The sequence below is a fragment of the Citrobacter sp. MGH105 genome (assembly GCF_001037485.2).
Lineage (GTDB): Bacteria > Pseudomonadota > Gammaproteobacteria > Enterobacterales > Enterobacteriaceae > Citrobacter > Citrobacter portucalensis.
This window is the reverse complement of sequence record NZ_CP073048.1, coordinates 895,662-922,055: the sequence shown is the minus strand read 5'-3', so window position 1 is coordinate 922,055 and position 26,394 is coordinate 895,662. Positions and strand designations below refer to the sequence as shown.

At 49.4% G+C, this 26,394-nt stretch carries 27 protein-coding genes and 1 tRNA gene; 9 read left to right on the top strand and 19 right to left on the bottom strand.

Annotation, left to right across the window (positions count from 1 at the left end):
* Positions 1–7 precede the first annotated feature (7 nt).
* The 4 genes from SK35_RS04445 (at position 8) to SK35_RS04430 (ending at position 3,430) form a co-directional block, all read left to right on the top strand.
* Complete coding sequence (locus tag SK35_RS04445) at positions 8–553, top strand: sigma-70 family RNA polymerase sigma factor (protein ID WP_048215602.1); 546 nt, start codon at positions 8–10, stop codon at positions 551–553.
* Positions 554–628: 75 nt separating this feature from the next.
* Positions 629–991, top strand: coding sequence for an arsenic metallochaperone ArsD family protein (locus SK35_RS04440; RefSeq protein WP_048215601.1), 363 nt, complete (start codon positions 629–631; stop codon positions 989–991).
* Between the two features lie 20 nt (positions 992–1,011).
* Positions 1,012–2,769: an arsenical pump-driving ATPase gene (arsA, locus tag SK35_RS04435; RefSeq protein WP_048215600.1), complete on the top strand. Its 1,758-nt coding sequence runs from the start codon at positions 1,012–1,014 to the stop codon at positions 2,767–2,769.
* 124 nt (positions 2,770–2,893) lie between these two features.
* Entirely contained in the window at positions 2,894–3,430 is a 537-nt protein-coding gene (locus SK35_RS04430; protein ID WP_048215599.1) for a GNAT family N-acetyltransferase, read from the top strand.
* Positions 3,431–3,464: 34 nt separating this feature from the next.
* On the opposite strand, the gene arsC is transcribed toward SK35_RS04430, so the two are convergent.
* The 10 genes from arsC to actS form a co-directional block, all read right to left on the bottom strand.
* The gene (gene arsC / locus SK35_RS04425; protein WP_017880248.1) at positions 3,465–3,890 is read right to left on the bottom strand and encodes a glutaredoxin-dependent arsenate reductase; all 426 of its coding nucleotides are present in this window, start codon (positions 3,888–3,890) and stop codon (positions 3,465–3,467) included.
* Between the two features lie 12 nt (positions 3,891–3,902).
* Positions 3,903–5,192: an arsenite efflux transporter membrane subunit ArsB gene (gene arsB, locus SK35_RS04420; RefSeq protein ID WP_048215598.1), complete on the bottom strand. Its 1,290-nt coding sequence runs from the start codon at positions 5,190–5,192 to the stop codon at positions 3,903–3,905.
* Between the two features lie 47 nt (positions 5,193–5,239).
* Positions 5,240–6,991 carry an arsenite efflux transporter ATPase subunit ArsA gene (arsA, locus tag SK35_RS04415; protein ID WP_048215597.1) on the bottom strand — a complete coding sequence of 584 codons (1,752 nt, stop codon included), beginning with the start codon at positions 6,989–6,991 and terminating at the stop codon, positions 5,240–5,242.
* Positions 6,992–7,008: 17 nt separating this feature from the next.
* Entirely contained in the window at positions 7,009–7,371 is a 363-nt protein-coding gene (gene arsD, locus SK35_RS04410; RefSeq protein WP_048215596.1) for an arsenite efflux transporter metallochaperone ArsD, read from the bottom strand.
* Positions 7,372–7,418: 47 nt separating this feature from the next.
* On the bottom strand, positions 7,419–7,769 hold the full coding sequence (arsR, locus tag SK35_RS04405; RefSeq protein ID WP_048215595.1) for an As(III)-sensing metalloregulatory transcriptional repressor ArsR: 351 nt from the start codon (positions 7,767–7,769) through the stop codon (positions 7,419–7,421).
* Positions 7,770–7,900: 131 nt separating this feature from the next.
* The gene (locus SK35_RS04400; protein WP_048215594.1) at positions 7,901–9,664 is read right to left on the bottom strand and encodes a hypothetical protein; all 1,764 of its coding nucleotides are present in this window, start codon (positions 9,662–9,664) and stop codon (positions 7,901–7,903) included.
* Between the two features lie 8 nt (positions 9,665–9,672).
* A complete protein-coding gene (locus tag SK35_RS04395) occupies positions 9,673–10,782 on the bottom strand; it encodes a dsDNA nuclease domain-containing protein (protein ID WP_039290551.1) in 1,110 nt (369 codons plus the stop codon).
* 224 nt (positions 10,783–11,006) lie between these two features.
* A complete protein-coding gene (locus tag SK35_RS04390) occupies positions 11,007–12,191 on the bottom strand; it encodes a tyrosine-type recombinase/integrase (protein ID WP_048215593.1) in 1,185 nt (394 codons plus the stop codon).
* 164 nt (positions 12,192–12,355) lie between these two features.
* Positions 12,356–12,429 (bottom strand) — tRNA-Gly (locus SK35_RS04385).
* A gap of 79 nt (positions 12,430–12,508) precedes the next feature.
* The gene (actS, locus tag SK35_RS04380; protein ID WP_020996306.1) at positions 12,509–13,267 is read right to left on the bottom strand and encodes an amidase activator ActS; all 759 of its coding nucleotides are present in this window, start codon (positions 13,265–13,267) and stop codon (positions 12,509–12,511) included.
* Positions 13,268–13,433: 166 nt separating this feature from the next.
* Between actS and idi the strand changes: the two genes are divergently transcribed.
* The gene (gene idi, locus SK35_RS04375) at positions 13,434–13,988 is read left to right on the top strand and encodes an isopentenyl-diphosphate Delta-isomerase (RefSeq protein WP_048215592.1); all 555 of its coding nucleotides are present in this window, start codon (positions 13,434–13,436) and stop codon (positions 13,986–13,988) included.
* Between the two features lie 77 nt (positions 13,989–14,065).
* On the opposite strand, the gene lysS is transcribed toward idi, so the two are convergent.
* From lysS to xerD, 5 genes are all read right to left on the bottom strand, one after another.
* Positions 14,066–15,583, bottom strand: a complete 1,518-nt coding sequence (gene lysS, locus SK35_RS04370) for a lysine--tRNA ligase (protein ID WP_005123357.1) — start codon at positions 15,581–15,583, stop codon at positions 14,066–14,068.
* Between the two features lie 9 nt (positions 15,584–15,592).
* Positions 15,593–16,691, bottom strand: a protein-coding gene (prfB, locus tag SK35_RS04365) for a peptide chain release factor 2 (protein ID WP_100194817.1) whose coding sequence is annotated in 2 segments (ribosomal slippage) — positions 15,593–16,615 and positions 16,617–16,691 — 1,098 coding nt in all. Because the reading frame shifts where the segments join, the coding sequence is not laid out codon by codon here.
* 91 nt (positions 16,692–16,782) lie between these two features.
* Entirely contained in the window at positions 16,783–18,516 is a 1,734-nt protein-coding gene (gene recJ / locus SK35_RS04360; protein ID WP_048215591.1) for a single-stranded-DNA-specific exonuclease RecJ, read from the bottom strand.
* 5 nt (positions 18,517–18,521) lie between these two features.
* Positions 18,522–19,235, bottom strand: a complete 714-nt coding sequence (gene dsbC, locus SK35_RS04355; protein ID WP_048215590.1) for a bifunctional protein-disulfide isomerase/oxidoreductase DsbC — start codon at positions 19,233–19,235, stop codon at positions 18,522–18,524.
* Positions 19,236–19,258: 23 nt separating this feature from the next.
* On the bottom strand, positions 19,259–20,155 hold the full coding sequence (gene xerD / locus SK35_RS04350; RefSeq protein ID WP_003825519.1) for a site-specific tyrosine recombinase XerD: 897 nt from the start codon (positions 20,153–20,155) through the stop codon (positions 19,259–19,261).
* Positions 20,156–20,268: 113 nt separating this feature from the next.
* On the opposite strand from xerD, the gene fldB reads away from it, so the two are divergent.
* A complete protein-coding gene (gene fldB / locus SK35_RS04345; protein WP_048215589.1) occupies positions 20,269–20,790 on the top strand; it encodes a flavodoxin FldB in 522 nt (173 codons plus the stop codon).
* Positions 20,791–20,891: 101 nt separating this feature from the next.
* Here fldB and SK35_RS04340 read toward each other — a convergent pair whose 3' ends face one another.
* Entirely contained in the window at positions 20,892–21,299 is a 408-nt protein-coding gene (locus SK35_RS04340; RefSeq protein ID WP_048215588.1) for a protein YgfX, read from the bottom strand.
* Entirely contained in the window at positions 21,280–21,546 is a 267-nt protein-coding gene (sdhE, locus tag SK35_RS04335; RefSeq protein ID WP_003825514.1) for an FAD assembly factor SdhE, read from the bottom strand. The genes SK35_RS04340 and sdhE overlap by 20 nt, the downstream gene beginning before the upstream one ends.
* Before the next feature lie 257 nt (positions 21,547–21,803).
* On the opposite strand from sdhE, the gene ygfZ reads away from it, so the two are divergent.
* The gene (gene ygfZ, locus SK35_RS04330; RefSeq protein ID WP_008785741.1) at positions 21,804–22,787 is read left to right on the top strand and encodes a tRNA-modifying protein YgfZ; all 984 of its coding nucleotides are present in this window, start codon (positions 21,804–21,806) and stop codon (positions 22,785–22,787) included.
* A gap of 131 nt (positions 22,788–22,918) precedes the next feature.
* On the opposite strand, the gene trhA is transcribed toward ygfZ, so the two are convergent.
* Both trhA and yqfB read right to left on the bottom strand, forming a co-directional pair.
* Positions 22,919–23,581 carry a PAQR family membrane homeostasis protein TrhA gene (gene trhA, locus SK35_RS04325; protein WP_006686898.1) on the bottom strand — a complete coding sequence of 221 codons (663 nt, stop codon included), beginning with the start codon at positions 23,579–23,581 and terminating at the stop codon, positions 22,919–22,921.
* A 163-nt stretch (positions 23,582–23,744) separates the two neighbouring features.
* Entirely contained in the window at positions 23,745–24,056 is a 312-nt protein-coding gene (gene yqfB, locus SK35_RS04320) for a N(4)-acetylcytidine aminohydrolase (RefSeq protein ID WP_008785743.1), read from the bottom strand.
* Positions 24,057–24,108: 52 nt separating this feature from the next.
* On the opposite strand from yqfB, the gene SK35_RS04315 reads away from it, so the two are divergent.
* Together SK35_RS04315 and bglA are read left to right on the top strand one after the other, a co-directional pair.
* A complete protein-coding gene (locus tag SK35_RS04315; RefSeq protein WP_008785744.1) occupies positions 24,109–24,837 on the top strand; it encodes a MurR/RpiR family transcriptional regulator in 729 nt (242 codons plus the stop codon).
* A 120-nt stretch (positions 24,838–24,957) separates the two neighbouring features.
* Positions 24,958–26,391 carry a 6-phospho-beta-glucosidase BglA gene (gene bglA / locus SK35_RS04310; RefSeq protein ID WP_008785745.1) on the top strand — a complete coding sequence of 478 codons (1,434 nt, stop codon included), beginning with the start codon at positions 24,958–24,960 and terminating at the stop codon, positions 26,389–26,391.
* Positions 26,392–26,394: the final 3 nt, after the last annotated feature.

The window sequence follows — 26,394 nt, the reverse complement described above, 5'->3', positions numbered from 1 at the left end:
GGCTGGTATGAGTGATATAACGGCATTCAACAACTGCATGAGCGTGTTCTGGCGGCAACATGAAGCCGAACTCTCTCGCTTCCTGACATCGAAGACAGGTGATAGCGAAAAAGCAGCCGACCTTCTGCAAGAGCTATTCCTGCGTGCCCGCGCTCATTCAGACAGTTTCTGCGAGATGGAGAATCCGCGAGCCTGGCTATATCGGGCGGCGAGGAATCTGCTGATTGATGAGTACCGCACCACCAGGAAGTTTGTTGAGCTGGAAGAAGATGCCCTATTAACAGACGCATCCCCTGATGCAATCTCAATGCTGGGTATATGCCTGCCTGAAACATTACAGGCTTTACCCGAAGATGAGCGGTGGTTGATTGAAGAGTCCGACCTTAACCGGCGTCCCCAGCAGTCCCTGGCCGATGAACTGGGAATTACGCTTACGGCGTTTAAATCCCGACTACTTCGGGCCAGAAAACACCTGAAAGAGACGATGACAGAACTTTGTCAGATCGAGGCGGATGACACGTCTTCCGTCTGCTGCCACAAAAAAATGAATTAATCGCGCATCTTTTCCCCACCACCTTCGTTTACTTCAGTGTAAAGCCAAATGACTAAACACTGAGGTAAACACTCCATGTCAAAAATTGAGATCTTTGAAGCTGCAGGCTGCTGCGCAACCAGTAGCGTTGTGGTCAGTGACGAAGCCGTCAAATGGAACGCCAGCGCCGAATGGGCGAAAAAGAATGGCGTTGATATACAGCGCTACAGCCTTGCGAATAACCCGCAGCAGTTCCTGAATTCACCGGTCATTAAAGAGTTTCTGAACACATCAGGGATGGAGTCTCTCCCTTTCACCTTGCTCGACGGCAAACTCGTGATGGCAGGCAAACTCCCGACTCGTGAAGATATCGCCCGTTGGGCAGGTATTCCGCTTAGTCAGGACTGGAGTGAAGACAGCACGCAACCACGCTGCTGCAGCATTCCACGTATGCCTTAATTCCAGAGGAGCAATCACTGATGAATATGCCATTTTTAAAAGACATTCCCCCGTTCATCGTTTTCACTGACAAAGGTGGCGTGGGTAAAACATCCCTGGCCTGTGCTACTGCGGTATGGCTGGCCGATCAGGGTAAGAGAACGCTTCTGGTGAGTACCGATCCGGCTTCCAATGTCGGCCAAGTCTTTAGCCAGACTATCGGCCACCGAATCACAGATATCAGTACCGTAGAAAATCTTGCCGCAATGGAAGTTGATCCGATGGCTGCAGCACAGGCATATCGTGACCGAGTACTCGACCCGGTTCGCGGGCTGATGCCAGCTGATGTGGTCAGCAGCATTGAAGAACAGCTCTCCGGTTCATGCACTACGGAAATCGCGGCATTTGATGAGTTTACTGGTCTTCTTACCAACCATGAGTTGCGGGAAAAGTATGACCATATCGTATTTGATACTGCGCCAACCGGTCATACCATCCGTATGCTTGAGTTGCCGGGGGCCTGGAGCGGTTATCTTGAAGCGAACCCTGATGCCGCCGCTAACCTCGGGCCGCTGGTGGGGCTGCAGAAACAACAGCACCAGTACTCAGACGCGGTTAAGGCGCTGTCTGATGCAGCTCTCACGCGCTTGGTTCTGGTTGCCCGAGCCCAAGCTTCAACACTGAAAGAAGTCTCTCATACGCACGATGAGCTTTCTGCTATCGGTTTGCAGCATCAACACCTTGCCATTAATGGCGTGCTGCCGCCGTTTGCGGGTGAAAATGATCCACTGGCGCAAAGTATTCTGGCTCGAGAAGAAAAAGCATTACAGGCAATGCCAGAGAACCTGGCGAACCTTCCCCGCTCGCAGCTGTATCTGAAGCCATTTAATCTGGTCGGTCTGGAAGCCCTGCGTCTGTTATTTACGGAGAACAAAGCCTCGCTGCCGCTCCCTGCTACCACGCTGAATACTTTGGATTTACCGAAACTTGCCTCTCTGGTAGATGAACTCAGCCAGACAGGCAAAGGGCTGGTCATGACGATGGGTAAAGGCGGTGTGGGCAAAACGACTGTTGCGGCATCGGTGGCGGTATCTCTGGCAAAACGCGGCCATAAAGTCCATCTGACCACGTCCGATCCGGCAGCACATCTGTCTTATACGCTGGATGGCTCGCTGCCAAATCTTCAGGTCAGCCGTATCGACCCGAAAGTTGAGACAGAACGTTATCGCCATTTTGTACTGGAAAATCAGGGGAAAGGGTTAGATGCGGAAGGGCTGGCGGTGCTGGAGGAAGACCTCCGCTCGCCATGTACTGAAGAGATCGCCGTCTTCCAGGCATTCTCGCGGATCATCAAAGAGGCAGACGATCATTTTGTTATTATGGACACCGCGCCAACGGGTCACACACTTCTGCTACTGGATGCAACAGGAGCCTATCACCGGGAAATGGTGCGTCAGATGGGGCAAACACATGACCATGTGATGACGCCAATGATGCAATTGCAGGACCCGGAAAAGACGAAGGTGATTATCGTGACGCTTGCCGAAACGACACCGGTACTGGAAGCAGCAAACCTGCAGCAGGATTTGCGTCGGGCTGAAATTGAACCATGGGCATGGGTAATTAATAGCAGTCTGGCTGCTGCAAAACCGTCCTCACCGTTCCTCGTAACCCGAGCCAGTCGCGAACTGCCGCTGATAAATGACGTTACAGAGCAGTATGCAAAGCGCATTGCATTAGCGGCACTGCAAAATGAAGAACCCGTAGGTACGGCTCTGCTGGCAAAAATGGCAGGCTAACAGATGGGGCTGCGGCCCCATCTTCTGTAGCCAAACTTTTGCTTATACAGGTTATAAGTTTAAGTACTTAACCTGCTGTCGCGAATTCCGGTAGTTTGTAAAACACCATTACTGGAGTAACACGATGCACATTATTAATGCTGAAGAACAGCACATTACCGCGATACGCAATATCTATGCTCACCATGTTCTGCATGGTACAGGTAGCTTCGAAACCGAACCTCCGGATACGCAGGAAATGCTTAACCGACTGAGGAGCATTCAGTCTCGGGGATTCCCTTGGTATGTCGCTCTGCATGGCGATACGGTCATCGGCTACTGTTATATTTCCCGTTACCGCGAACGCCATGCCTATCGGTATACGGTCGAAAATTCGATATATATTGATTCGGCTTATCAGCGACAGGGCGTCGGAAAAGCACTGCTCGATCATGCATTAAAATGGGCCGAGTCCGAAGGCTATCGCCAGATGATTGCTGTTGTGGGTGACAGCGCTAACGTCGCTTCTGTAGCGCTTCATATCCGCGCAGGATTTACTGAAATAGGCACATTAAAGGACATTGGTTTCAAACATGGCCGCTGGCTTGACACGGTTTTGCTGCAAATGAAACTTGGTGAAGGGAATAGTACTCTGCCAGAAGATTCAGATCTTATGCTCTGAGGCAGGAATAAGGGGGCGTCTGCCCCCTTTATGTTTATTTCAATCGCTTACCTGTTTCATCAACGACTTTCTCGCCGTCTTCCTTTGCAAATGCGCCTTTTTGCGCATCCGGAAGAATATCCAGTACCACTTCGGAAGGGCGGCACAGACGCGTTCCCAACGGTGTCACCACAATAGGGCGGTTAATCAGGATCGGATGCTGAAGCATAAAATCGATTAACTGATCGTCAGTAAACTTATCTTCCGCAAGCCCCAGTTCTTCATAAGGCTCGACGTTTTTACGCAGCAGCGCCCGTACTGTAATCCCCATATCTGCGATAAGTTTGACCAGTTCATCGCGTGACGGTGGATTTTCAAGATAATGAATAACGGTCGGTTCATTACCGCTGTTGCGGATCATCTCCAGCGTATTACGCGACGTGCCGCAGGCCGGGTTGTGATAAATGGTGATATTGCTCATATCAGTATCTCATTACAAAGTGAAAGAGAGACGTAGCGCCAGCGCTGCCAGCGTTACAAACAGCACAGGCAGAGTCATGACGATCCCGGTGCGGAAATAGTATCCCCAGGTGATGGTCATATTCTTCTGTGAAAGGACATGCAGCCAGAGCAGCGTTGCCAGGCTACCAATAGGTGTAATTTTAGGTCCCAGATCGCAGCCAATCACGTTGGCATAAATCATCGCTTCTTTGATAACGCCTGTTGCGGTGCTGCCATCAATAGAGAGAGCGCCAACCAGCACGGTAGGCATGTTGTTCATTATGGAAGACAGGAAAGCCGTCAGGAAGCCAGTACCCAGCGTCGCAGCCCAGAGTCCTTTATCCGCCAGTACATTCAGCACACCAGAAAGGTATTCGGTTAGCCCGGCGTTGCGCAGACCGTAGACCACCAGATACATCCCCAGCGAGAAAATAACGATCTGCCAGGGTGCCCCACGCAGCACTTTACCGGTGTTAATGGCATGGCCTCGTTTAGCTACCACAAACAGGATCACAGCGCCAACAGCCGCAATCGCGCTAACTGGAATACCGAGCGGCTCGAGGACAAAGAACCCTACCAGAAGAAGGATCAACACAATCCAGCCGGTTCTGAAGGTTGCCAGATCTTTAATCGCCTTTGCCGGTGCTTTCAGGAGAGCCAGGTCGTAAGTCGGTGGAATATCTTTGCGAAAGAACAGATGCAGCATCACCAGCGTGGCGATAATAGCGGCAATATCCACCGGCACCATGACCGACGCATACTCAGTGAAGCCCAGACCAAAGAAGTCTGCAGAAACGATGTTAACCAGGTTCGACACGATAAGCGGCAGGCTGGCCGTATCGGCAATAAATCCGGCGGCCATGACAAATGCCAGCGTGGTGCCTTTGCTGAACCCTAATGCCAGCAGCATGGCGATGACTATCGGCGTCAGAATAAGTGCCGCACCATCATTGGCAAACAGTGCCGCCACCGCTGCACCGAGCAGAACGATATACGTAAAGAGTAAACGGCCATGACCGTTACCCCAGCGGGAAACGTGCAGCGCTGCCCATTCGAAAAAACCGGATTCATCGAGCAGCAGGCTGATAATAATTACGGCAATAAAGGTCGCCGTCGCGTTCCAGACGATATTCCACACCACCGGAATATCTCCCACATGCACAACGCCAGATATCAGAGCCAGTCCCGCGCCCAGCATTGCACTCCAGCCGATCCCTAATCCCTTAGGCTGCCAGATAACCAAAATAATGGTCAGGACAAAAATAGCGCCTGCCAGTAACATAAAACCTCCTGACAGGGCGACTTTGCCGCCCTGTATATGCAAAAAAATTAACTCATCAACTCTCTGAGCTTTTCAATACCGGCGGGCTCTGACGCCATCACCGGAACAAGCGCTATGCGCTCAGCGTGCTGATTCTTAACAGCCTCAATCTGAGGCAGTTCCTGATGAGCACGCTGGCAAAGCAACGGAGAACGCGTATCCGCAATGGAAAGGCTGTTATTGATAATCCAGCCCCACGGATGAATCCCCGCTCTTTCAAGGTCAGCCTGCAGGTTTGCCGCTTCCAGTACCGGTGTGGTTTCAGGAAGCGTAACAAGCAGAACTTTGGTTCTATCCGGGTCCTGAAGCTGCATCATTGGGGTAGTAAAATGACCTTTACTCCCCATTTTTTTGGCAATCTCTCGGTGGTAAGCCCCGGTCGCATCCAGCAGTAACAGCGTGTGTCCCGTAGGGGCGGTATCCATGACAACAAACCGTTTACCCGCTTCACGAATCACCCGGGAAAAGGCCTGAAACACAGCAATTTCTTCAGTACAGGGAGAACGTAAATCCTCTTCCAGTAGCCGTTTCCCGGCCTCATCCAGATCCCTGCCTTTCGTCTCAAGAACATGCTGACGATAGCGTTCAGTTTCATCGTGAGGGTTGATTCGGCTGACCTGCAGATTCTTGAGGCTGCCATTCAGCGTTGTACTGAGATGTGCAGCGGGATCTGAGGTGGTGAGATGGACATCAAATCCCATATCCGCCAGCCTGACAGCGATGGCTGCAGCCATCGTGGTTTTACCTACGCCACCTTTGCCCATCAGCATAATCAAACCGTGTTCACTGCGAGCGATATCATTGACCAGGCCAGAGAGCGATAAGTTTTCAGGCGTGTACAGGATGTTCGTTACCGGGAGCGGTAATGCCTCAGAATGGGTATCCAGCAGTCCCTTCAATGCTGAAACACCAACCATATTGACTGGCTGTAGTAATAGGGTATCTGTCGGTAGCTCAGATAAACCGGCAGGAAGATTCGCCAGTGCCTCCTGCTCACGTTGCCATATCGCTGCGGCCAGGGCGTCATGTTCAGCTTCGGCTTTAGGCAGCACACCATTAATCACCAGATACTGGTTTTTCAGGCCAATTGCGGCGAGTTCTTCATGGGTGCGGGCGACTTCCTGCAGCGTAGATTTTTGCAGTCGTGCAACCAGAACCAGGCGGGTACGTTCAGGATCGGATAACGCCTCTACCGCATGAGCATACTGCTCACGCTGCTTTTCCAGTCCGGCCATTGGGCCAAGACAAGAAGCACCATCTGGATTACTTTCAATGAAGCTACTCCAGGCACCGGGAAGCTGGAGAAGGCGAATCGTGTGGCCCGTCGGCGCTGTATCAAAAATAATGTGATCGAAACGGGTCAGCAGGGAAGCGTCTGTCAATAAGCCGGTGAACTCATCAAACGCCGCAATCTCAGTCGTACAGGCTCCTGAAAGCTGCTCGCTGATACTGTTAACAACGTCATCAGGCAGAAGACCTTTGATAGGCTCAACGATTCTGGCGCGGTATTGCTGGGCGGCTTCCTGCGGATCAATCTCCAGAGCAGAAAGCCCAGGAACTGCTGTCACAGGGCGAATGGTATTACCGATAGCCTGATCGAACACCTGACCGACATTGGAGGCTGGGTCAGTACTGACCAGCAAAACTCGCTTACCCTGTTCAGCAAGGCGGATAGCCGTCGCGCAGGAAATAGAAGTTTTTCCTACACCACCCTTACCGGTAAAAAACAGGTAAGGCGGGATATTCTGTAAGAATTTCATATGTCCTCCTGACATATTCAGCAACAGGAAGTATTACCACCACAGCAGCTGGTGGGAGCTAACCCTACCTTCTCCAGCGGAATACCGAACCAGCGAGCCAGCTCAGCGCGTTTTGGGTATCGCCCTGCCATCACTGTTTCACCGTCCAATAGCAGTAACGGAAGCCCTTCTGCTCCAGATGCTTCGAGGAATGCTTTCGCTTTCTCATTCTGAACAAAGCTCATGGGCTGCTGCGTCAGGTTGTAACGTTCAACCTGTACACCACGTCCTTTCAGCCACTGCACATCAGCAGAAAAATCAACCAGAACCTGATCGACATCTGAGCCACATACGCCGGTACTGCAGCACATTGCCGGGTCAAACACCGTTAACGTCTTCATTCTGAATACCTCACATTCGTAAAATCATATATGTTCAGGCAAATTTTTTAGATGCAAACAGTCTTACCGCTACCAGAGCAGTTTGCCGATGCCAGCTTACGGGCGATGGCCTGTACGTCGTCCTGTTGGCTTAACCAGGCCTGCTCAATCACCTGAGCGGCCCAGGAAGGAATATGCGGGGATAAGCGGTAGTGAACCCACTTGCCCTGTTTACGGTCCAGCAATAGACCACTTTCCCGGAGCATTGCCAGGTGGCGGGAGATCTTGGGCTGTGACTGTTCTAGCGCAGTACAAAGGTCGCACACGCACAGCTCTCCCATCTCTCTAAGCAGCAACACAATGCCCAAACGGGTTTCATCGGAGAGGTTTTTGAAGAGTTGTAATGCTGTAAAAATCATAGTCGTTCCCCTACCTATCTGGCTCTATGATACTCGGCGAAAGATTCCTTGCAAGATCACATATGGTAAATCAAATGTATAGCATTAATAGCGAACGCACAAGTTTGTGCGTTCGCTATTAACTAAAGGAATCATTCAGTAAGCCGACAAGTATCGACAAAAATATCGAGGTTTAAATCCAAAGGTTTTGATAACAATGTTCTCTCATGCTTCCCATCACCAATAAAGAATAAATTCGTACCATCAGGGAAGTATCGATTTTTAATATCTTTAACCTTGGCTCTTCGGAATGCACTTATCTCTTTACCATCTTTCAAGAGGTTATCTTCAGCATACTCAGACATTGATATAAATGATTGAGTATCAGTCGGAAGATTTTTTCCCACAAACGACAGTATGAGATCAAAATTTCTGTCATCGATATCTTCCTTAAGAATTGCGTCAAGCATAAATGGAAGTCGATGTATATTGTCTGTTTTTCTTATTAAAGAATTTAATGCAAAATGATATGACATTACAGTTTTATGAAGTTCAACCCCTTGAAAAGGAAATGAATTTATTTTATAAAGTTCTGTATATCTAGGTTCTGTTACATTGAACAACTGCATATCATTAAGATATTTTTTAAATATTTCCTTGAAATCTTTTTCTTTGTTAAACCGCTCGACAAAAAGAGACTGCTCCTCTCCCATCCCATCAATTAATCCTTTAATTTCATCAGACCTTTTTGTATATTCTTCTATCTCTTCATGAATATTGCCTAACAGACGTATGTTTGCTTTATTATCGATCCATGTGTTGACAGATAAATTTTGTGATTTTTTCTCAAGAAAATATGAATACTTTGAAGATATATCAATTTCTAACTTTTTAATCTTCGCAAGTGAACTATTAATGTCAGACTGTATTTTTTGTATTTTATTATTTATTTGCTCCGATAGTTTATCAGTATCATTGATGTTTTGATAATAACCATATAACCCTTCTAAGGAATAAGGAAGTATTTGCGTACATGCAGGACAACGATCAATATTGTTATAGTTTTGGTTTTTAATATTTCTTTTAGTTCTTCTTAGTATCTTGACATGATTTTTAGTTAAGGATAACTTATTACACAAACCAGTATATACATCACGTTCTTCATCTAATGATGCTACTAATTTAATATAACCATCTATATACTTCTGAGCCTCATCACCAAACTCTTCATCCAGTAATTTAGAAACAACAAAGTGAGGCTCGGCGCTATATTTATTCAATGAGGAGATCTTCGACTGAAGTTGTGCCCGCTCTTTTGTTAATTTATAAAAATATTCTTTATCAAAAGAATTTTCTATGCCAAGATAATAATCAAGATACGTATCTTTAAAGTCTTTATAAAAACCAAGATTAGAGAATGACTCTCTCAAATAAACCCACCCTACAGATTGAGAAATATAATAAGGCAGGAACATGCATTCTATCGATGCTTTTTTTAGCTCACCCTTCTGTTCTAAAAGCATGTTAAAATCAAATAATTGAGATAACATCTCCTTAAGCTTCACATGTTCAACTCGACCATCAGAGTCAATTCCATGAAAACTAAAAACATTTCCCCCATCCTCTTTTAAATATATGCTACCAAGCTCTCTTACTATTATATATTTTTTATCTACGCCTCCTTTAGTGATGCTGAAATCCAATCTGAACGTAGGGTTGTATCGAATAATTTCGCTCAAGCCATCTTTAACATCGTTAATTCCAAAGGTAAATAAAATACTCTGTATTAAAGTACTTTTACCTGAGGTATTACACCCACTTATTATGTTTATTTTATTTGAAAACTTTTGGTCGAAATATAAATTATGACTTTCAGAGACAACAAACAATCTATCAAATTTTATAATTGTCTTCATGGTTTACCTTAATCGTAGCACTCAACGTATGAACACAGAACTGCAAAAAATGTATCAATATTATCTAGGTTTATAGAATGAGATTTTCTAACATTATCAACATATGCAGTTAATGCGTCTTGAAGAGAAAAATATTGAGTTGTGTAATCATTATTTCTAACAAAGTCTTTAATGATTTGATAATCGTAATTACTCATATCCTTGAGTAGTTCAAAAGAGTTAAGTATATAGTTTTCATGATTTTTCTGTATGCTAAGTGGTATTCTGAATTTCATTGAGAATTGCTGTGCTTCGTCACGCCAATAGTCGAATGCCTTTTGCTGTGAATCAATTATATTCATAACTTTCTTAACATCTTCGCCTTCAACCCTTTTTGTTGGATCGAGTAGACATATTTCCTGCCCTTGATTATATACAGTTTCCACATTTCTAAAAAGAGCAAGTATTACCTCGATGGCTGCTTTCGGGTCAGCTATATGAGAAAACTTTCTAGACATAAGTCCAATAAGCGATTCTTTTTGTTTTGCAGCTGTTCTTGGAAAATCTACCCACTGAATTTTTAGGTTACTTAGTTCTTTACGATGGAAAACAGAAGATTCTTCATTACAAATATCTGTAACTTTCTCTTCAATTTTATTCTGAATGTTTTTATGTAATTCATCATAAGCACAGATAGAGTTTTGCTCATTAATCCTTAATATCTGCTCAGTAATACCTTCTTTTTTTAAAGCCTTTGACGGTGAGTATTTTAATTCTATTTCTGTATTTGATATAAATGTTAGCTGGTGTTTATAATCTTCACTTTTTTCAAAAGCATCATTTCTTAAGTTTTCGCCCACCAATAGTATTTTAGATACCATCTCAGAAAACCTAGAATCGATAGTCCATATTTTCCCGCTAAGTTTCTTTGCTTGATAGGCATGTATCTCGTTTATATAACTTAAGCAATCAGTTTTATAACAAAATAGAAAATCATCGTGATGTTCGATACAAATAAAGAACTCTTTATTGATAAAAGAATTGAAATTATCTAACAAAAGATACAATGCACAGTTTCTTTGAAACTCAAAACCAGTTAACGCATCAACCCCGGCGTTTGCCGCTTTATTTTTAGCCACCCTGCTCTCCTACAACAGCTAAAAATTTCCATCGTCATCCAGTGATGGATGTGGATGCAAATTAAACCATTTAAGGCGATGTTTATCACGAAAATCAAAAAAAATAAATTTGTAAGATCACTTTTAGTGATCTAATGCACTGTTTTACATACTGTTTTTTTATACAGTCAAAAGATAGTACTTCTAGGGAAAACTTTAAAAATTAGTTTTCCCTATTTACAGACTTATACAACCTTAGTTAAAGATGCTTCAATATAATCCGCATACCACTGCATCATCTCCTTCCTCCCCTCCAGATATTGAGCATGGTTATACGTTCCACGAATTGAGTTCTTATCGACGTGAGCCAGTTGTAACTCAATCCATGCTGAGTTGAATCCCTGCTCATGCAAAATGGTACTCATCGTGTGGCGGAATCCATGCCCTGTAACGCGCCCGGCATAGCCGATACGCCTTACCAACACAGTTAATGCCATATCACTCATCGGTTTCTTAGGATTATTACGTCCTGGGAACAGCAACGTTCCTGCTCCAGTCATGGGTTTAAGCTGATTAAGCAGGTCAATTGCCTGGCTTGATAACGGAACCAGATGAGGTCGGCGCATTTTCATTCGCTCTGCTGGCACGTTCCAAACCTTCCGCTCAAAATCAAATTCCTGCCACTCCGCTTGCCTCAACTCCCCAGGCCTTACTCCTGTCAGAATAAGTAATTGCATCGCAATCTTAACAAGCACACTACCGGCATAGGTGTTCAGAGTCCGAAGAAACTCTGGCAATTCATCCTGGGTTAAAAAAGCATAGTGCTCTTTCTCATGAGGAGTCACGGCGCTGGCTAGATCTGGTGCTGGATTGTACTCGGCCCTGCCAGTCACAACGGCATACTTCCAGACTTCTCCACAACGCTGGCGAACCTTACGGACCTTCTCAGTTGCTCCTCGTGCTTCTATTTTTGAAAGAACTGCAAGCAACTCCATCGGCTTGATATCTTTGATTGGCCTGTGACCGATATAAGGAAATACATCTTTCTCAAAGGTTCTCAGCATTTCTTCGCGGTAGGAGACAGACCAGCGGTCATAGCGACGCTGATACCACTCCCGTGTGATAGCCTCAAACGAGTTTTCAGCGTCTTGTTGACGACTAAGTTTCTCAATTTTTCGTTCAAGAGAGGGATCGTTGCCAGCCGCTAATGTTCTTTTAGCATCCTCACGCTTACTTCGGGCTTCAGCTAAAGAAACATCGGGATAAACGCCAATAGCGAGCAGCTTCTCTTTACCTAACGAACGGTATTTGAGACGCCAGTATCTTTTACCGTTGGGATTAACCAGCAGGTAAAGCCCACCACCATCGGCCAGTTTGTAGGGCTTCTCTTTGGGTTTCGCAGTTTCAACCTGACGAGCAGTCAGCTTCATTGGGGGTACCTCTCAGCAGGGGGTACAATTATACCCCCATCCATACCCCCACATTGAGCTTGACCCTGGGGGAGTACAATTGAGTTCAATAGACTAATAGAATGCTATAACTGCTGATTTATCAAGGGAAAATTGAGTTTGGTAGACTTCAGGAGACTTGAGTTTGGAGCGGGCGAAGGGAATCGAACCCTCGTATAGAGCTTGGGAAGCTCTCGTTCTACCATTGAACTACGCCCGCATCGAAGTGCGTAAGGGATTATAAACCTTACGCTCTTCTTGGCAAGGGACTAACCGACTGACTGGCGATTAAATCACCGTCAGCATTTTGGCTTACTGCCCTGCGGCGGCAAATAACGCAGCGGATCGATAGCCGTCGCCCGGTAGCGGATTTGGAAATGCAGCCGCACCGTAGTCGCATCCGAGCTGCCCATCGTCGCGATTTTCTGCCCGGCCTTCACGTTTTGACCGTTGTTCACCAGCATGGTGTCATTATGCGCATACGCAGTGATGTAGTCCTCACTGTGCTTAATCATGATGAGATTACCATAGCCCCGCAGCTGATTACCGACGTAAACCACCTTCCCAGCGCCGGCGGCATAAATCGGTGTACCGCGCGCAGCCGAGATATCAATGCCCTTGTTGCCGCCGTCCGCGGTTGAATAAGGCAGGATCACCTTACCGCTGGCAGGCCACAGCCAGCAACGTTGCCCTACCGGAGGCCAGGAAGACTGCGGTACGGACGAAGACGGTCTGACAGCTGCCGTTTTGGTTGAGGATTTCTTGGTTGTTTTGCCAGAGTTAGAACTGGTTTTCGCACCACCGCTAACCTTCAGTTTTTGCCCTACTTCAATGGTATAGGGCGGTGAAATATTATTCAGGCGGGCGATTTCTTTCACGCTGGTCCCGGTAGCGCGCGAAATACGGTATAGCGTATCCCCCCGCTTCACGGTATACACGGAGCCGGAATAACTTCCTGTATCAGACGACTTGCTCCCGGAACACCCTGCTAACAGCAGACCGACGCACAGCAACATCACGATACCCAGGCCATTTTTCTTCAGGCGTCCTGCACTCAAAACAATACCTCGCAACATTTTCAGACGCTTTATCATAGCAGCCAGAAACCGGATGCCAAATCATATCGCGCAACGAACCGTCGGCCCTGGCATTTCACACCCTCTGTTAATCAATCTGACTTAATTAAGCATATAATATGGATGCTTAAGATTGATGGTGGACGCTATGCGACAGGAACATGTCATTTTATTGAATGAGCAGGACCAACCCTGCGGAACGCTGGAAAAATATGCGGCGCATACCGCCACAACCCCCCTGCATTCCGCTTTCTCGTGCTGGATATTTAACGAGCTGGGCCAACTGCTGGTCACCCGCCGCTCGCTGCACAAAAAAGCCTGGCCTGGCGTCTGGACCAACTCTGTCTGTGGTCACCCGCAGTTGGGTGAAACCCACGAAGCCGCTATTGTCCGCCGGGCTCGCTTCGAACTGGGTGCAGACATCGACTCGCTCAGCCCCGTGTATGCTGACTTTCGTTATCGCGCTACAGACCCGAGTGGAATTGTGGAAAACGAAGTGTGCCCGGTTTATGCCGCACATATCGTGAGTCCGCTACAGCTAAACCCAGATGAAGTGATGGATTGCCAGTGGAGCAGTCTTGAGGATGTCTTAAGCGGGATTGACGCGACGCCGTGGGCTTTTAGCCCGTGGATGGTAATGCAGGTTGCAGACAAAGAAGCGCGTGCGCTGTTGCGGAATTACTGCCAACAAATTATTGCCTGATGGCGCTACGCTTATCTGGCCTACATAACGAATCGTAGGCCGGATAAGGCGTCAGCCGCCATCCGGCATTTCACATCTTACTTAACCGGGCGCATCGCCGGGAACAGGATCACGTCGCGGATAGTGTGGCTGTTGGTGAACAGCATAACCATACGGTCGATACCAATGCCCAGACCCGCAGTCGGCGGCAGACCGTGTTCCAGAGCGGTAACGTAGTCTTCGTCATAGAACATTGCTTCGTCATCACCCGCATCTTTAGCGTTAACCTGATCCTGGAAACGCTGCGCCTGATCTTCCGCATCGTTCAGCTCGCTGAAACCGTTACCGATTTCACGTCCGCCGATGAAGAATTCGAAGCGGTCAGTGATTTCCGGGTTTTCGTCATTACGACGCGCCAGCGGAGAAACTTCTGCCGGGTACTCGGTAATGAAGGTCGGTTGAATCAGGTGCGCTTCCGCAACTTCTTCAAAGATCTCGGTCACGATACGGCCCAGACCCCAGCTCTTCTCAACTTTGATGCCGATAGATTCAGCAATCGCTTTTGCAGAGTCGAAGTTATCCAGATCGGCCATGTTGGTTTCCGGACGGTATTTCTGAATCGCTTCGCGCATGGTCAGTTTTTCGAACGGTTTACCGAAGTCGAAGACTTCTTCACCGTAAGGCACTTCAGTCGTTCCCAGAACGTTCTGCGCCAGCGTACGGAACAGCGATTCGGTCAGTTCGATCAGATCTTTGTAGTCCGCATAAGCCATGTAGAGTTCCATCATGGTGAACTCTGGGTTATGGCGAACAGAGATGCCTTCGTTACGGAAGTTACGGTTAATTTCGAACACGCGTTCGAAGCCGCCAACCACCAGACGCTTGAGGTACAGTTCCGGCGCGATACGCAGGTACATATCCAGATCCAGCGCGTTATGATGGGTGATGAACGGACGCGCAGCGGCACCGCCAGGGATCACCTGCATCATCGGGGTTTCCACTTCCATAAAGCCGCGACCCACCATGAACTGACGGATGCCAGCCATAATCTGTGAACGCACTTTAAAGGTATTGCGGGATTCATCGTTAGAGATGAGATCCAGGTAACGTTGACGATAGCGCGCTTCCTGATCCTGCAGACCGTGGAATTTGTCCGGCAGCGGGCGCAGCGCTTTGGTCAGCAGACGCAGTTCGGTGCAGTGGATAGACAACTCACCGGTCTTGGTCTTGAACAACTTACCTTTCGCGCCGAGGATATCGCCCAGATCCCATTTTTTGAACTGCTCGTTGTAGACGCCTTCCGGCAGGTCATCGCGAGCAACGTACAGCTGAATACGGCCGCCAACGTCCTGCAGCGTAACGAATGATGCTTTACCCATAATACGACGGGTCATCATACGGCCAGCAACGGATACCTCAATGTTCAGCGCTTCCAGCTCTTCGTTTTCTTTCGCGTCGAAGTCAGCATGCAGTTGGTCTGAGGTATGATCGCGACGGAAATCGTTCGGGAACGGGATCCCCTGCTCACGCAGGCTCGCCAGCTTCTCACGGCGCGTTTTCAGTTCATTGTTAAGGTCGGCTACCGCGTCAGCGCCCTGTACGTGTTGTTCAGACATGTTGGTTCCTCATAACCCTGCTTTCAAACTTGCTTCGATAAATTGATCCAGGCTGCCATCCAGCACCGCCTGCGTGTTACGGGTTTCAACCCCGGTACGCAGATCTTTGATGCGGGAGTCATCAAGGACATAAGAACGAATCTGGCTACCCCAGCCGATATCTGACTTGTTGTCTTCCATCGCCTGTTTCTCGGCATTCTTCTTCTGCATTTCCAGTTCATAAAGCTTCGCTTTCATCTGCTTCATGGCCTGGTCTTTGTTCTTGTGCTGGGAACGGTCGTTCTGACACTGCGTCACAATCCCAGTCGGGATGTGGGTAATACGCACCGCAGATTCCGTACGGTTAACGTGCTGACCACCCGCACCGGAGGCACGGTAAACGTCAATACGCAGATCCGCCGGGTTGATATCGATATCAATATCATCATCAACTTCCGGATAAACAAACGCAGAACTGAACGACGTATGGCGACGTCCGCCGGAGTCGAACGGACTCTTACGAACCAGACGGTGTACGCCGGTTTCAGTACGCAGCCAACCGTACGCATATTCGCCAGCAATTCTGATGGTTACGGATTTAATACCCGCCACTTCACCTTCAGACTCTTCAATAATTTCAGTCTTAAAGCCGCGCGCTTCAGCCCAACGCAGATACATGCGCATCAGCATGCTTGCCCAGTCCTGCGCTTCCGTACCGCCAGAACCTGCCTGAATATCGAGATAGCAATCTGCGCTGTCATATTCACCGGAGAACATACGACGGAATTCCAGCTGGGCCAGCTTATCTTCCAGCGTGTCGAGTTCTGCTACGGCTTCGTTAAAGGTTTCTTCGTCGTCGGCTTCTACAGCCAGTTCCAGCAGGCCGGAGACATCTTCCAGGCCCTGGCTCATCTGATCGAGCGTATCAACGATGGCTTCAAGAGAAGAACGCTCTTTACCCAGCGCCTGCGCGCGTTCGGGTTCGTTCCATACGTCCGGCTGTTCCAGCTCGGCGTTTACTTCTTCCAGACGCTCTTTCTTGGCATCATAGTCAAAGATACCCCCTAAGAACGTCAGAGCGCTCCGTGAGGTCCTGAATGCGGTTATTTACCGGATTAATTTCAAACATTGTCTGATTTCTTTTATTGGACTAGTCAAAATGCGGTGATAAGAGCGGGATTGTAACTAATCCACGCCCTTTTTTATAGCGATTAGTGACGCTAAAGTGGCCAGATATTGTCGATTATAATCTGCAAACTACGGTTGCCGCGAAACTCATTAATATCCAGTTTGTAGGCAAGCTGAACTTCGCGCACGCCGTTGTCCGGCCAGCAGGTGGTATCGATGTTAAACGCAATGCCGTCCAGCAGCGGACCACCGCCTACGGGCTCGACCATTACCTTCAGATGACGCTCACCGACCAGACGCTGCTGGAGCAAACGGAAATGCCCGTCAAACAGCGGTTCCGGGAACATTTGTCCCCACGGTCCGGCATCGCGCAGCATTTGTGCGACCTCCATGGTCATCTCCGCTGCGCTCAGTGGGCCATCCGACACCACTTCACCTTGCAGTAAGGCGGGATCCAGCCACTCGGTAACCAGTTCGCCAAAACGCTGCTGGAAACGCTCAAACTGCGCCTCTTCAAGCGATAACCCCGCCGCCATGGCGTGACCGCCAAACTTGATGATCATGCCCGGATGAAGGGTGTCCAGGCGCTCCAGCGCATCGCGCATGTGCAGCCCCTGAATCGAACGCCCGGAGCCTTTGAGAGTACCATCACCTGCCGGGGCAAACGCTATCACCGGGCGATGGAATCGTTCTTTAATGCGCGATGCCAGAATCCCCACAACGCCCTGATGCCACTCGGGATGATACATTGCCAGGCCGCCCGGAAGCGTATCGCTACTGCGTTCCAGCTTTTCACAAAGGGTCAGCGCTTCGGCCTGCATACCCTGCTCAATCTCTTTGCGCGTCTGGTTGAGTGCGTCCAGCTCATTGGCCAGCACGCGCGCTTCACCAATGTTGTCGCACAGCAACAGCGCTACGCCAACGGACATATCGTCCAGACGCCCCGCCGCATTCAGCCGTGGCCCGAGGGCAAAACCTAAATCACTGGCTGCCAGCTTTAGGGGGTCGCGATTGGAAATCTCCAGCAGCGCTTTAATACCAGGGCGGCATTTTCCAGCACGGATACGGCTTAAGCCTTGCCACGTCAGAATGCGGTTATTGGCATCCAGCGGTACCACGTCCGCCACCGTGCCAAGCGCAACCAGATCGAGCAAATCCGCCAGGTTCGGCGGTGCAATGCCTCGCTCATCAAACCAGCCTTTGTCACGCAGGAAAGTGCGCAGCGCCAGCATCAGATAGAAGGCTACACCAACGCCTGCCAGCGATTTCGACGGGAACTCACAGTCGTGCAGGTTAGGATTGATAATCGCCTCTGCGCCCGGCAGCGTATCCCCTGGCAGGTGGTGATCGGTCACAACGACCGGGATCCCCAACGTTCTGGCATGTTCGACACCCGCGTGAGACGAGATGCCGTTGTCTACGGTGACAATCAGCTGAGCACCACGGGCATGGGCCTGATCAACGACTTCCGGGCTTAAACCATAACCGTCCTCAAAACGATTTGGCACCAGGTAGTCAACGTTACTGCAGCCCAACGCGCGCATCGCAAGGATGCTTAGCGCCGTGCTGGTCGCGCCATCGGCATCGAAATCGCCGACAACGATGATACGAGTTCCCGCACGAAAGGCGTTGTAGAGGATCTCAACCGCCTTTTCGACACCGTTTAAATGCTGCCACGGCAGCATTCCTTTGACGCTACGCTCAAGCTCCTGCGCGCTACGTACACCGCGACTGGCGTATAAACGACGCAACAATGGCGGCAAGTCATCAGGCAGCTCGGCTGTCTCGTCGGCTTCACGCCGACGAAGTTGTATCTGTTGTTTCACGCGAATTATTTACCGCTGGTCTGTTTTGCATGTGCGTCGAGGAATTCTTTCATCTCTTTCGGGCCCTGATAACCAGGTACGACATAGCCATTGCTCAGCACAATCGCCGGTGTACCGCTGACGCCAAACTGTACGCCCAGCGCATAGTGGTTAGCGATATCCACATCACAGGTCGCCGCTTTCACGCCCTTGCCTGCCATCGCATCATCAAAGGCTTTGTTTTTGTCCTTAGCACACCAGATAGACTTCATGTCCTGCTCAGCCTGGCTGTCCAGCCCCTGACGTGGGAAGGCCAGATAACGAACGGTGATCCCCAACGCATTGTAATCTTTCATCTCTTCATGCAGCTTGTGGCAGTAACCACAAGTGATGTCGGTGAAAACGGTAATGACGTGTTTTTCCTGCGGCGCTTTGTAGATGATCATCTCTTTTTCCAGCGCGTTCAGATGCTTCATCAGCAGTTGGTTGGTGACATTCACCGGACTTGCGCCGCTCACGTCGTACATCGGTCCCTGAATAATATGTTTACCGTCTTCAGTTACGTACAGCACGCCGCTATTGGTCAGTACGGTTTTCATGCCCGCAATCGGAGCAGGTTGAATCTCGGTGCTCTGCACACCCAGCTTTGCTAATGACTGACGAATTGCCGCGTCGTCTGCATGTACCATGCCGGAAAACGCCGTCGCCAGAAGGGTGAACATCATAAAACGTTTTTTCATAGCCTATCCTATCCTGTCAGCACTCACGCTCGCGGGTGATGCTGTTGATGTAGTTGCCGCAAGCGCTCCGTTGCGACATGAGTATAAATCTGCGTTGTCGAGAGATCGCTATGCCCCAGTAGCATCTGCACCACGCGCAGGTCTGCGCCATGGTTGAGCAGATGCGTGGCAAACGCGTGCCGCAGGACGTGCGGTGACAGCTTTTCGCTGTCGATTCCCGCCAACACAGCATAGTGTTTGATACGATGCCAGAAGGTCTGACGGGTCATCTGTTGCGCCCGCTGACTAGGAAACAGCACATCAATCGATACGCCGTTGAGCAACCATGGACGCCCATGCTCCAGGTAAGTTTCCAGCCAGTACACAGCCTCCTCACCCAACGGGACAAGGCGCTCTTTGTTACCTTTACCGATCACCCGTACCACACCCTGACGCAGGCTGACGTCACTCATCGTCAGTCCTACCAGTTCAGACACGCGCAGGCCTGTTGCATACAGCACTTCCAGCATGGCTTTGTCGCGTAGCTCCAGCGGTTGCTCAATAAGCGGCGCTTGTAGCAGTCGCTCAACCTGCGCTTCGCTGAGATCTTTAGGCAGGCGCTGCGGAAGTTTAGGTGATGCAAGCGAGGCGCTGGGGTCATCTTCGCGATATTTTTCGCGGTACAGATGCTGAAAAAAACGTCGCGTCGCACTGAGCAAACGTGCGGAACTGGTGGCTTTATACCCTCCATCCATCCGCTCAGCCAGCAAGGCTTGCAGATCATCACTTTGCGCGGTCGCAAGCGAAGCGCCGCGGTGATGTAACCATTCCACAAGCATGGTCAGATCGCGACGATACGCACTTAATGTGTTTTCCGCCAGATTTCGTTCCAGCCACAGGGCATCAAGAAACTGCTCGATGCGCGCCAGATCCTGTTCCACTCGCGCCCCTTATTCCACTCTCATTTTTGATGCATTATGCCTCATTGTGCCGAGAATGCGGCGATTCTGTTACACTACCCGCAACGCTACAGCAGAATTGAGATGTTTACGTCATGAACATGGGTCTTTTTTACGGTTCCAGCACCTGCTACACCGAAATGGCAGCAGAAAAAATCCGCGATATCCTGGGTCCCGAACTGGTGACACTGCACAACCTCAAAGACGATTCTCCGACCCTAATGGAGCAATATGACGTGCTCATTTTGGGCATCCCAACCTGGGATTTCGGTGAAATTCAGGAGGACTGGGAAGCGGTCTGGGAGCAACTGGACGACCTCAACCTGGAGGGCAAGATTGTCGCGCTTTACGGTATGGGCGATCAGTTGGGATACGGCGAATGGTTCCTGGATGCGTTGGGTATGCTGCACGATAAACTGATCACCAAAGGTGTAAAGTTTGTCGGCTACTGGCCCACAGAAGGCTACGAATTCACCAGCGATAAACCCGTCATTGCTGATGGAGAGCTGTTTGTTGGCCTGGCGCTGGATGAGACGAACCAGTACGATCTCAGCGATGAACGCATTCAGGCCTGGTGCGAGCAAATTCTTGGGGAAATGGCCGAGCACTGGTCCTGATAACCGATTTGCCGGATGACGGCGTAAATGCCTTATCCGGCCTGCATGACGCACCTAACTGTTGGCCTTCAAGCTGCGCGCCATCAGGCATGTGTCATGCGTTACCCTTGCCTCGCCTTTTGCAGCATCAACCGCCGTAAATCCCGCCACTCTGCATCATCCATACTGTCTGCTGCCAGCCACAAATGTTGACGTTTTCCGGCATCAGATCGCAAGCGTAGCATCATACCTGTTTTAACCATCCAGGGGGCGCTAACGATAGACCACTCTTGCCCTTGCCAGCGCAGACGGCCATCCATCAATAGCCGAATCTCACCCTGACAGGCGTTGATTCGACGCTGACTGCGAACGCTATCGAACACCACCAGAGAGAGCAAAACCAGCCATAATGGGGTGTAGCTCAATGGCCAGGGCATCAATAAAATAAACACCGCGACCAGCCCATGAATTAGCAGTGAAAGCCACTGCGCGCGCCATGATACGCGTAAATCAGATTGCCACTGGACCACGTTCCCGATTCCGTGTCTGGATAAGTCGCACCATCTGTTCCAGCTGCTCATCAGCTGGTTTCCCATGATTCATCAACCAGTTAAATAAATCTGGATCATCACATTCTAGCAGACGGATGAAGATACGTTTTTCTTCGTCACTTAAGCTGTCATATTCATGTTCAAAAAACGGCATGATCGAGATGTCCAGCTCGCGCATACCGCGGCGGCATGCCCAATGAATACGTGCTTTGTTGTTAATATCCATGTTCTTCTCCCTGTCTCGCGAAAACGAAGTATCCCGCTATTGTAACGTGTTTTTCCCGCTCTTTTTACGGGAATATCAGTAAACTGAAGCTCGCTCGCTAAATAAAACCTTATTAAGCCAAAGGATTCACCAATTTTGGATGTCTCCTCGCAAAGCACAATATATGGCACAAATAGCCTGTTTAAACCGCTTGCAATGGTCCATAGCTCTTTTACCATTAGTCATCATCACTGCGTTAAGCAAATCAGGACATTATTATGGCTTTTACATCTTTTCCTCCTCGCCAGCCTTTTGCGTCAACGCGTTTACCTCTGACGCTAATGACGCTCGATGACTGGGCGCTCGCCACCATCACCGGTGTCGACAGTGAGAAGTATATTCAGGGTCAGGTCACGGCGGATGTCAGCCAGATGACCGAGCATCAGCACCTGTTGGCTGCACATTGTGACGCCAAAGGTAAAATGTGGAGCAACCTGCGTCTGTTCCGCCAGGGTGACGGTTTTGCATGGCTTGAGCGCCGTAGCCTGCGTGATGCGCAGCTCACTGAGCTGAAAAAATACGCGGTCTTCTCGAAGGTGGCGATCGCCCCAGACGACGAGCGCGTCTTGCTGGGCGTAGCGGGATTCCAGGCACGTGCAGCGCTGGCCAATCTCTTTAGCGAATTACCGAACAGTGATAAGCAGGTCATTACCGAAGGTGCCTCCACGGTATTGTGGTTCGAACACCCTGCCGAACGTTTTCTGCTGATCGTTGATGCCACCACAGCAGAAACCTTGGTTGAAAAGCTGCGTGGCGAAGCTGAGTTAAATAACAGCCAGCAGTGGCTGGCGCTGGATATCGAAGCGGGTATCCCCGTTATTGATACAGCCAACAGTGCACAGTTTATTCCACAGGCTACCAATCTGCAGGCTCTGGGCGGGATCAGCTTTAAAAAAGGCTGCTACACCGGTCAGGAAATGGTGGCTCGTGCAAAATTCCGCGGAGCCAACAAACGCGCCATGTGGACTTTGGCGGGTGCCGCCGGTCGAGTACCGGAAGCTGGCGAAGACCTTGAATTAAAAATGGGCGAGAACTGGCGTCGTACTGGTACCGTACTTGCCGCAGTACAACTGGCCGATGGTCAGGTACTGGTGCAGGTTGTGATGAATAACGACATGGAGGCCGACAGCGTGTTCCGCGTCCGTGACGACGCAAAAACGCTGCGTATCGTACCGCTGCCATATTCGTTAGACGAAGAGTAATTGGTCGGCCTGATAAGCGCAGCGCCATTAGGCAATTCGGCACAGGCCGCCGGATTGCGGCATTGCCTCGTCCGGCCAACAAAATACAGCCCGGGCGAGGCGTTTACGCCGCCCCCGGGGTTGCACTGAATCTATGCGTGTTGCCCCACGTACAGATAGATCGCCAGGAAGTGGCAAACGCTGCCGCCCAGCACAAAACCGTGCCAGATCGCATGGTTATAAGGAATACGCTTACAGACGTAGAAAATTACGCCCAGCGAATACACCACACCGCCAACAGCCAGCAACGTCACGCCTCCCGCCGCCAACTTCACCGCCAGTTGATACACCACAATCAGCGAAAGCCAGCCCATTGTCAGGTAAGTCACCAGCGACAGAATTTTAAACCGGTGTGCGATGGTCAGTTTGAATAAAATACCGAGCAGCGCCAGGCTCCAGATAACAATCATCAACCCACGAGCCAGCGGCGAATCAAGCCCCACCAGCAGAAATGGCGTATAGGTCCCGGCAATCAGCAGATAAATCGCACAGTGGTCGAATTTTTTCAGCCAGACTTTCGCTCTCTGATGGGGGATCGCGTGATACAAGGTTGAGGCGAGGAACAGCAGGATCATGCTGCCGCCGTACAGGCTATAGCTGGTAATCGCCATAGCGCTGGCATTGGTATCCACTGCCTGAACCAGCAACAACACCAGTCCGACAATCCCAAACACCAGCCCGATACCGTGACTGATGCTGTTGGCTATTTCCTCTGCCAGCGAATATCCCTGCGCGATTAATGGCTTCTGAACCATAACTTACTCCCGAGAAACGAACCCTATCGTGATTGCTCCTCTAGCGTAACTGAGAATGGTTCCAGTGAACACCTGTTAGCTAAAATAATTACCAGACAAATATTTACCATTAAAAATCATGGTTTTAGTTTTTAAATTTCAGCTAACATGCGTACTATTAAAATCAAAGGCATTTAAAATCAATCACATAAAATTGCGTCTGATCCGGGTAAATCTCGGCAATGACACGTTTAAGTTCTTCAAGCGTCATGTTTTCCTGCTGGGCATGTTTATCCGTCAGCGTATCCAGCGTGACGGTTGAGGTGCCAACAACCTCAATCGTGCAGAAGTAACCGTCATCTTCGAAGCGCCCAACCCGTAAAATGTCCCCGGCTTTGAAGTGTGATTCAGACTCGTCACGAATAGTGATGGTCTTGCGTCCGGCCAGAATGTCATCCTGGAAACGCTGAAAAAAAGTGATGTCATTTGGCTGCATGTTATTATTCCCTGTAGATGAAGTCTGATGAGTGAGTTTTGCCATTGTGAGTATGTTCTCCCACGCTGCCATCGCCAGTCTCAACAATCTTGAGATGCTGGTCTACAACTATGTCATCAAAAACCGTGACAAAGTCATGTACATGACCATTCGCGAACTGGCCGATGCCGTGGGTGTTTCCACTACCACCGTACTGCGCTTTTGCCGCAAGCTTAAGTGTGAAGGTTACTCAGAATTTCGCGTGCGCTTCAAATTATATTTAGAGCAGAATGAACCGCAACAGGCTAATTTCGGTGCCAGCGAAATTATCAGCTTCTTTAAAGGCGTTAATAATGATGAGTTCGATAACCTGCTCGATCAGGCTGTTGATATTATATTATCTTCCGAACGTATTATATTCGTCGGAGCGGGAACATCCGGAGCCTTAGCCAAATATGGCGCACGTTTTTTCTCAAACGTTGGAAAATTCAGTAATCACATTGATGATCCTTATTTCCCGGTAACGAATGACATGGCCAGAAACGCGCTGGCGATCGTGCTTTCTGTTTCCGGTGAAACAGAAGAGATCCTGCGCTTTGCCAGCCAGTTCAGCCTGCATAACTGTAAGGTTCTGTCTGTCACCAGTCATGAACATTCGCGGCTGGCCAAATTGGCTGACTTTAATCTCTCCTGGCACGTTCCACAGACGCGCATTGCCGGGGTATACGATATAACTACGCAGATCCCTGTTATTTATATTCTGGAATCACTCGGCCGCAAGTTGGCGAAAAGAATAGCGTAAAAAAACAATCTGTTTTTTGGATGTAACAAATCACATTAGCGCTATTTTGTTATATCGTGACATTTATCTTTCCTTTGTTAGACTCAAAATCAGATTGTATTAATTTGAGACTGAGCGCAGATGAAAAAACTTACCTTACCGAAAGATTTTTTATGGGGTGGCGCGGTTGCGGCGCACCAGGTTGAAGGCGGCTGGAACAAAGGTGGCAAAGGCCCCAGCATTTGCGATGTACTGACCGGTGGTGCGCACGGCGTTCCGCGAGAAATCACTCAGGAAGTTGAGCCCGGTAAGTACTACCCCAACCACGAAGCCGTCGATTTTTACAGTCATTACAAAGAAGACATCAAGCTGTTTGCCGAGATGGGCTTCAAATGCTTCCGTACCTCAATCGCCTGGACCCGTATCTTCCCCAAAGGGGACGAAAGCCAGCCGAATGAAGAAGGGCTAAAGTTCTACGACGACATGTTCGATGAACTGCTGAAGTACAACATCGAACCGGTCATCACCCTTTCCCACTTTGAAATGCCGCTGCACCTTGTTCAACAGTACGGCAGCTGGACCAATCGTAAAGTCGTCGATTTCTTTGTCCGATTTGCTGAAGTCGTTTTTGAGCGCTACAAGCACAAGGTCAAATACTGGATGACCTTTAACGAGATCAACAACCAGCGCAACTGGCGCGCACCGCTGTTTGGTTATTGCTGCTCCGGCGTGGTGTATACCGAGCATGAAAACCCGGAAGAAACCATGTACCAGGTGCTGCATCACCAGTTCGTGGCCAGCGCTCTGGCAGTGAAAGCCGCACGTCGCATCAACCCGGAAATGAAAGTCGGCTGCATGCTGGCGATGGTGCCACTTTACCCGTTCTCCTGTAAGCCTGAAGATGTGATGTTCGCGCAGGAATCGATGCGTGAGCGCTACGTTTTCACCGACGTTCAACTGCGCGGCTACTATCCATCATATGTACTGAACGAGTGGGAACGCCGCGAATTCAACATCCGAATGGAAGCCGGAGATGAGCAAATCCTGCGTGAAGGCACCTGTGACTATCTCGGATTCAGTTACTACATGACCAACGCGGTAAAAGCGGAAGGCGGCAGCGGCGATGCCATTTCTGGTTTTGAGGGCAGCGTACCGAACCCGCACGTGAAAGCGTCCGACTGGGGCTGGCAGATTGATCCGGTCGGTCTGCGTTACGCCTTATGCGAACTGTATGAGCGCTATCAGAAACCGCTATTTATCGTAGAAAACGGATTTGGTGCCTACGACAAAGTGGAAGAAGACGGCAGCATCAACGACGACTATCGCATCGACTATTTGCGCGCCCACGTTGAAGAGATGATGAAAGCGGTAACGTATGATGGCGTAGACCTGATGGGCTACACTCCGTGGGGCTGCATCGACTGTGTCTCGTTCACCACCGGTCAGTACAGCAAACGTTACGGCTTTATCTACGTGAACAAACACGACGACGGCACCGGCGATATGTCGCGTTCACGCAAGAAAAGTTTTAACTGGTACAAAGCGGTGATTGCCAGCAACGGCGAGAAACTTTGATTT

Bases quoted from the DNA above. Each gene is read 5' to 3' on its own strand.
- fldB (WP_048215589.1), top strand. From the start codon at position 20,269: ATGAACATGGGTCTTTTTTACGGTTCCAGCACCTGCTACACCGAAATG.
- arsC (WP_017880248.1), bottom strand. From the start codon at position 3,890: ATGAGCAATATCACCATTTATCACAACCCGGCCTGCGGCACGTCGCGT.
- SK35_RS04430 (WP_048215599.1), top strand. From the start codon at position 2,894: ATGCACATTATTAATGCTGAAGAACAGCACATTACCGCGATACGCAAT.
- arsA (WP_048215597.1), bottom strand. From the start codon at position 6,991: ATGAAATTCTTACAGAATATCCCGCCTTACCTGTTTTTTACCGGTAAG.
- arsD (WP_048215596.1), bottom strand. From the start codon at position 7,371: ATGAAGACGTTAACGGTGTTTGACCCGGCAATGTGCTGCAGTACCGGC.
- dsbC (WP_048215590.1), bottom strand. From the start codon at position 19,235: ATGAAAAAACGTTTTATGATGTTCACCCTTCTGGCGACGGCGTTTTCC.
- lysS (WP_005123357.1), bottom strand. From the start codon at position 15,583: ATGTCTGAACAACACGTACAGGGCGCTGACGCGGTAGCCGACCTTAAC.
- trhA (WP_006686898.1), bottom strand. From the start codon at position 23,581: ATGGTTCAGAAGCCATTAATCGCGCAGGGATATTCGCTGGCAGAGGAA.
- bglA (WP_008785745.1), top strand. From the start codon at position 24,958: ATGAAAAAACTTACCTTACCGAAAGATTTTTTATGGGGTGGCGCGGTT.
- arsR (WP_048215595.1), bottom strand. From the start codon at position 7,769: ATGATTTTTACAGCATTACAACTCTTCAAAAACCTCTCCGATGAAACC.
- SK35_RS04390 (WP_048215593.1), bottom strand. From the start codon at position 12,191: ATGAAGCTGACTGCTCGTCAGGTTGAAACTGCGAAACCCAAAGAGAAG.
- SK35_RS04445 (WP_048215602.1), top strand. From the start codon at position 8: ATGAGTGATATAACGGCATTCAACAACTGCATGAGCGTGTTCTGGCGG.
- sdhE (WP_003825514.1), bottom strand. From the start codon at position 21,546: ATGGATATTAACAACAAAGCACGTATTCATTGGGCATGCCGCCGCGGT.
- arsB (WP_048215598.1), bottom strand. From the start codon at position 5,192: ATGTTACTGGCAGGCGCTATTTTTGTCCTGACCATTATTTTGGTTATC.
- SK35_RS04400 (WP_048215594.1), bottom strand. From the start codon at position 9,664: ATGAAGACAATTATAAAATTTGATAGATTGTTTGTTGTCTCTGAAAGT.
- yqfB (WP_008785743.1), bottom strand. From the start codon at position 24,056: ATGCAGCCAAATGACATCACTTTTTTTCAGCGTTTCCAGGATGACATT.
- SK35_RS04440 (WP_048215601.1), top strand. From the start codon at position 629: ATGTCAAAAATTGAGATCTTTGAAGCTGCAGGCTGCTGCGCAACCAGT.
- ygfZ (WP_008785741.1), top strand. From the start codon at position 21,804: ATGGCTTTTACATCTTTTCCTCCTCGCCAGCCTTTTGCGTCAACGCGT.
- idi (WP_048215592.1), top strand. From the start codon at position 13,434: ATGCGACAGGAACATGTCATTTTATTGAATGAGCAGGACCAACCCTGC.
- SK35_RS04315 (WP_008785744.1), top strand. From the start codon at position 24,109: ATGTTCTCCCACGCTGCCATCGCCAGTCTCAACAATCTTGAGATGCTG.
- arsA (WP_048215600.1), top strand. From the start codon at position 1,012: ATGAATATGCCATTTTTAAAAGACATTCCCCCGTTCATCGTTTTCACT.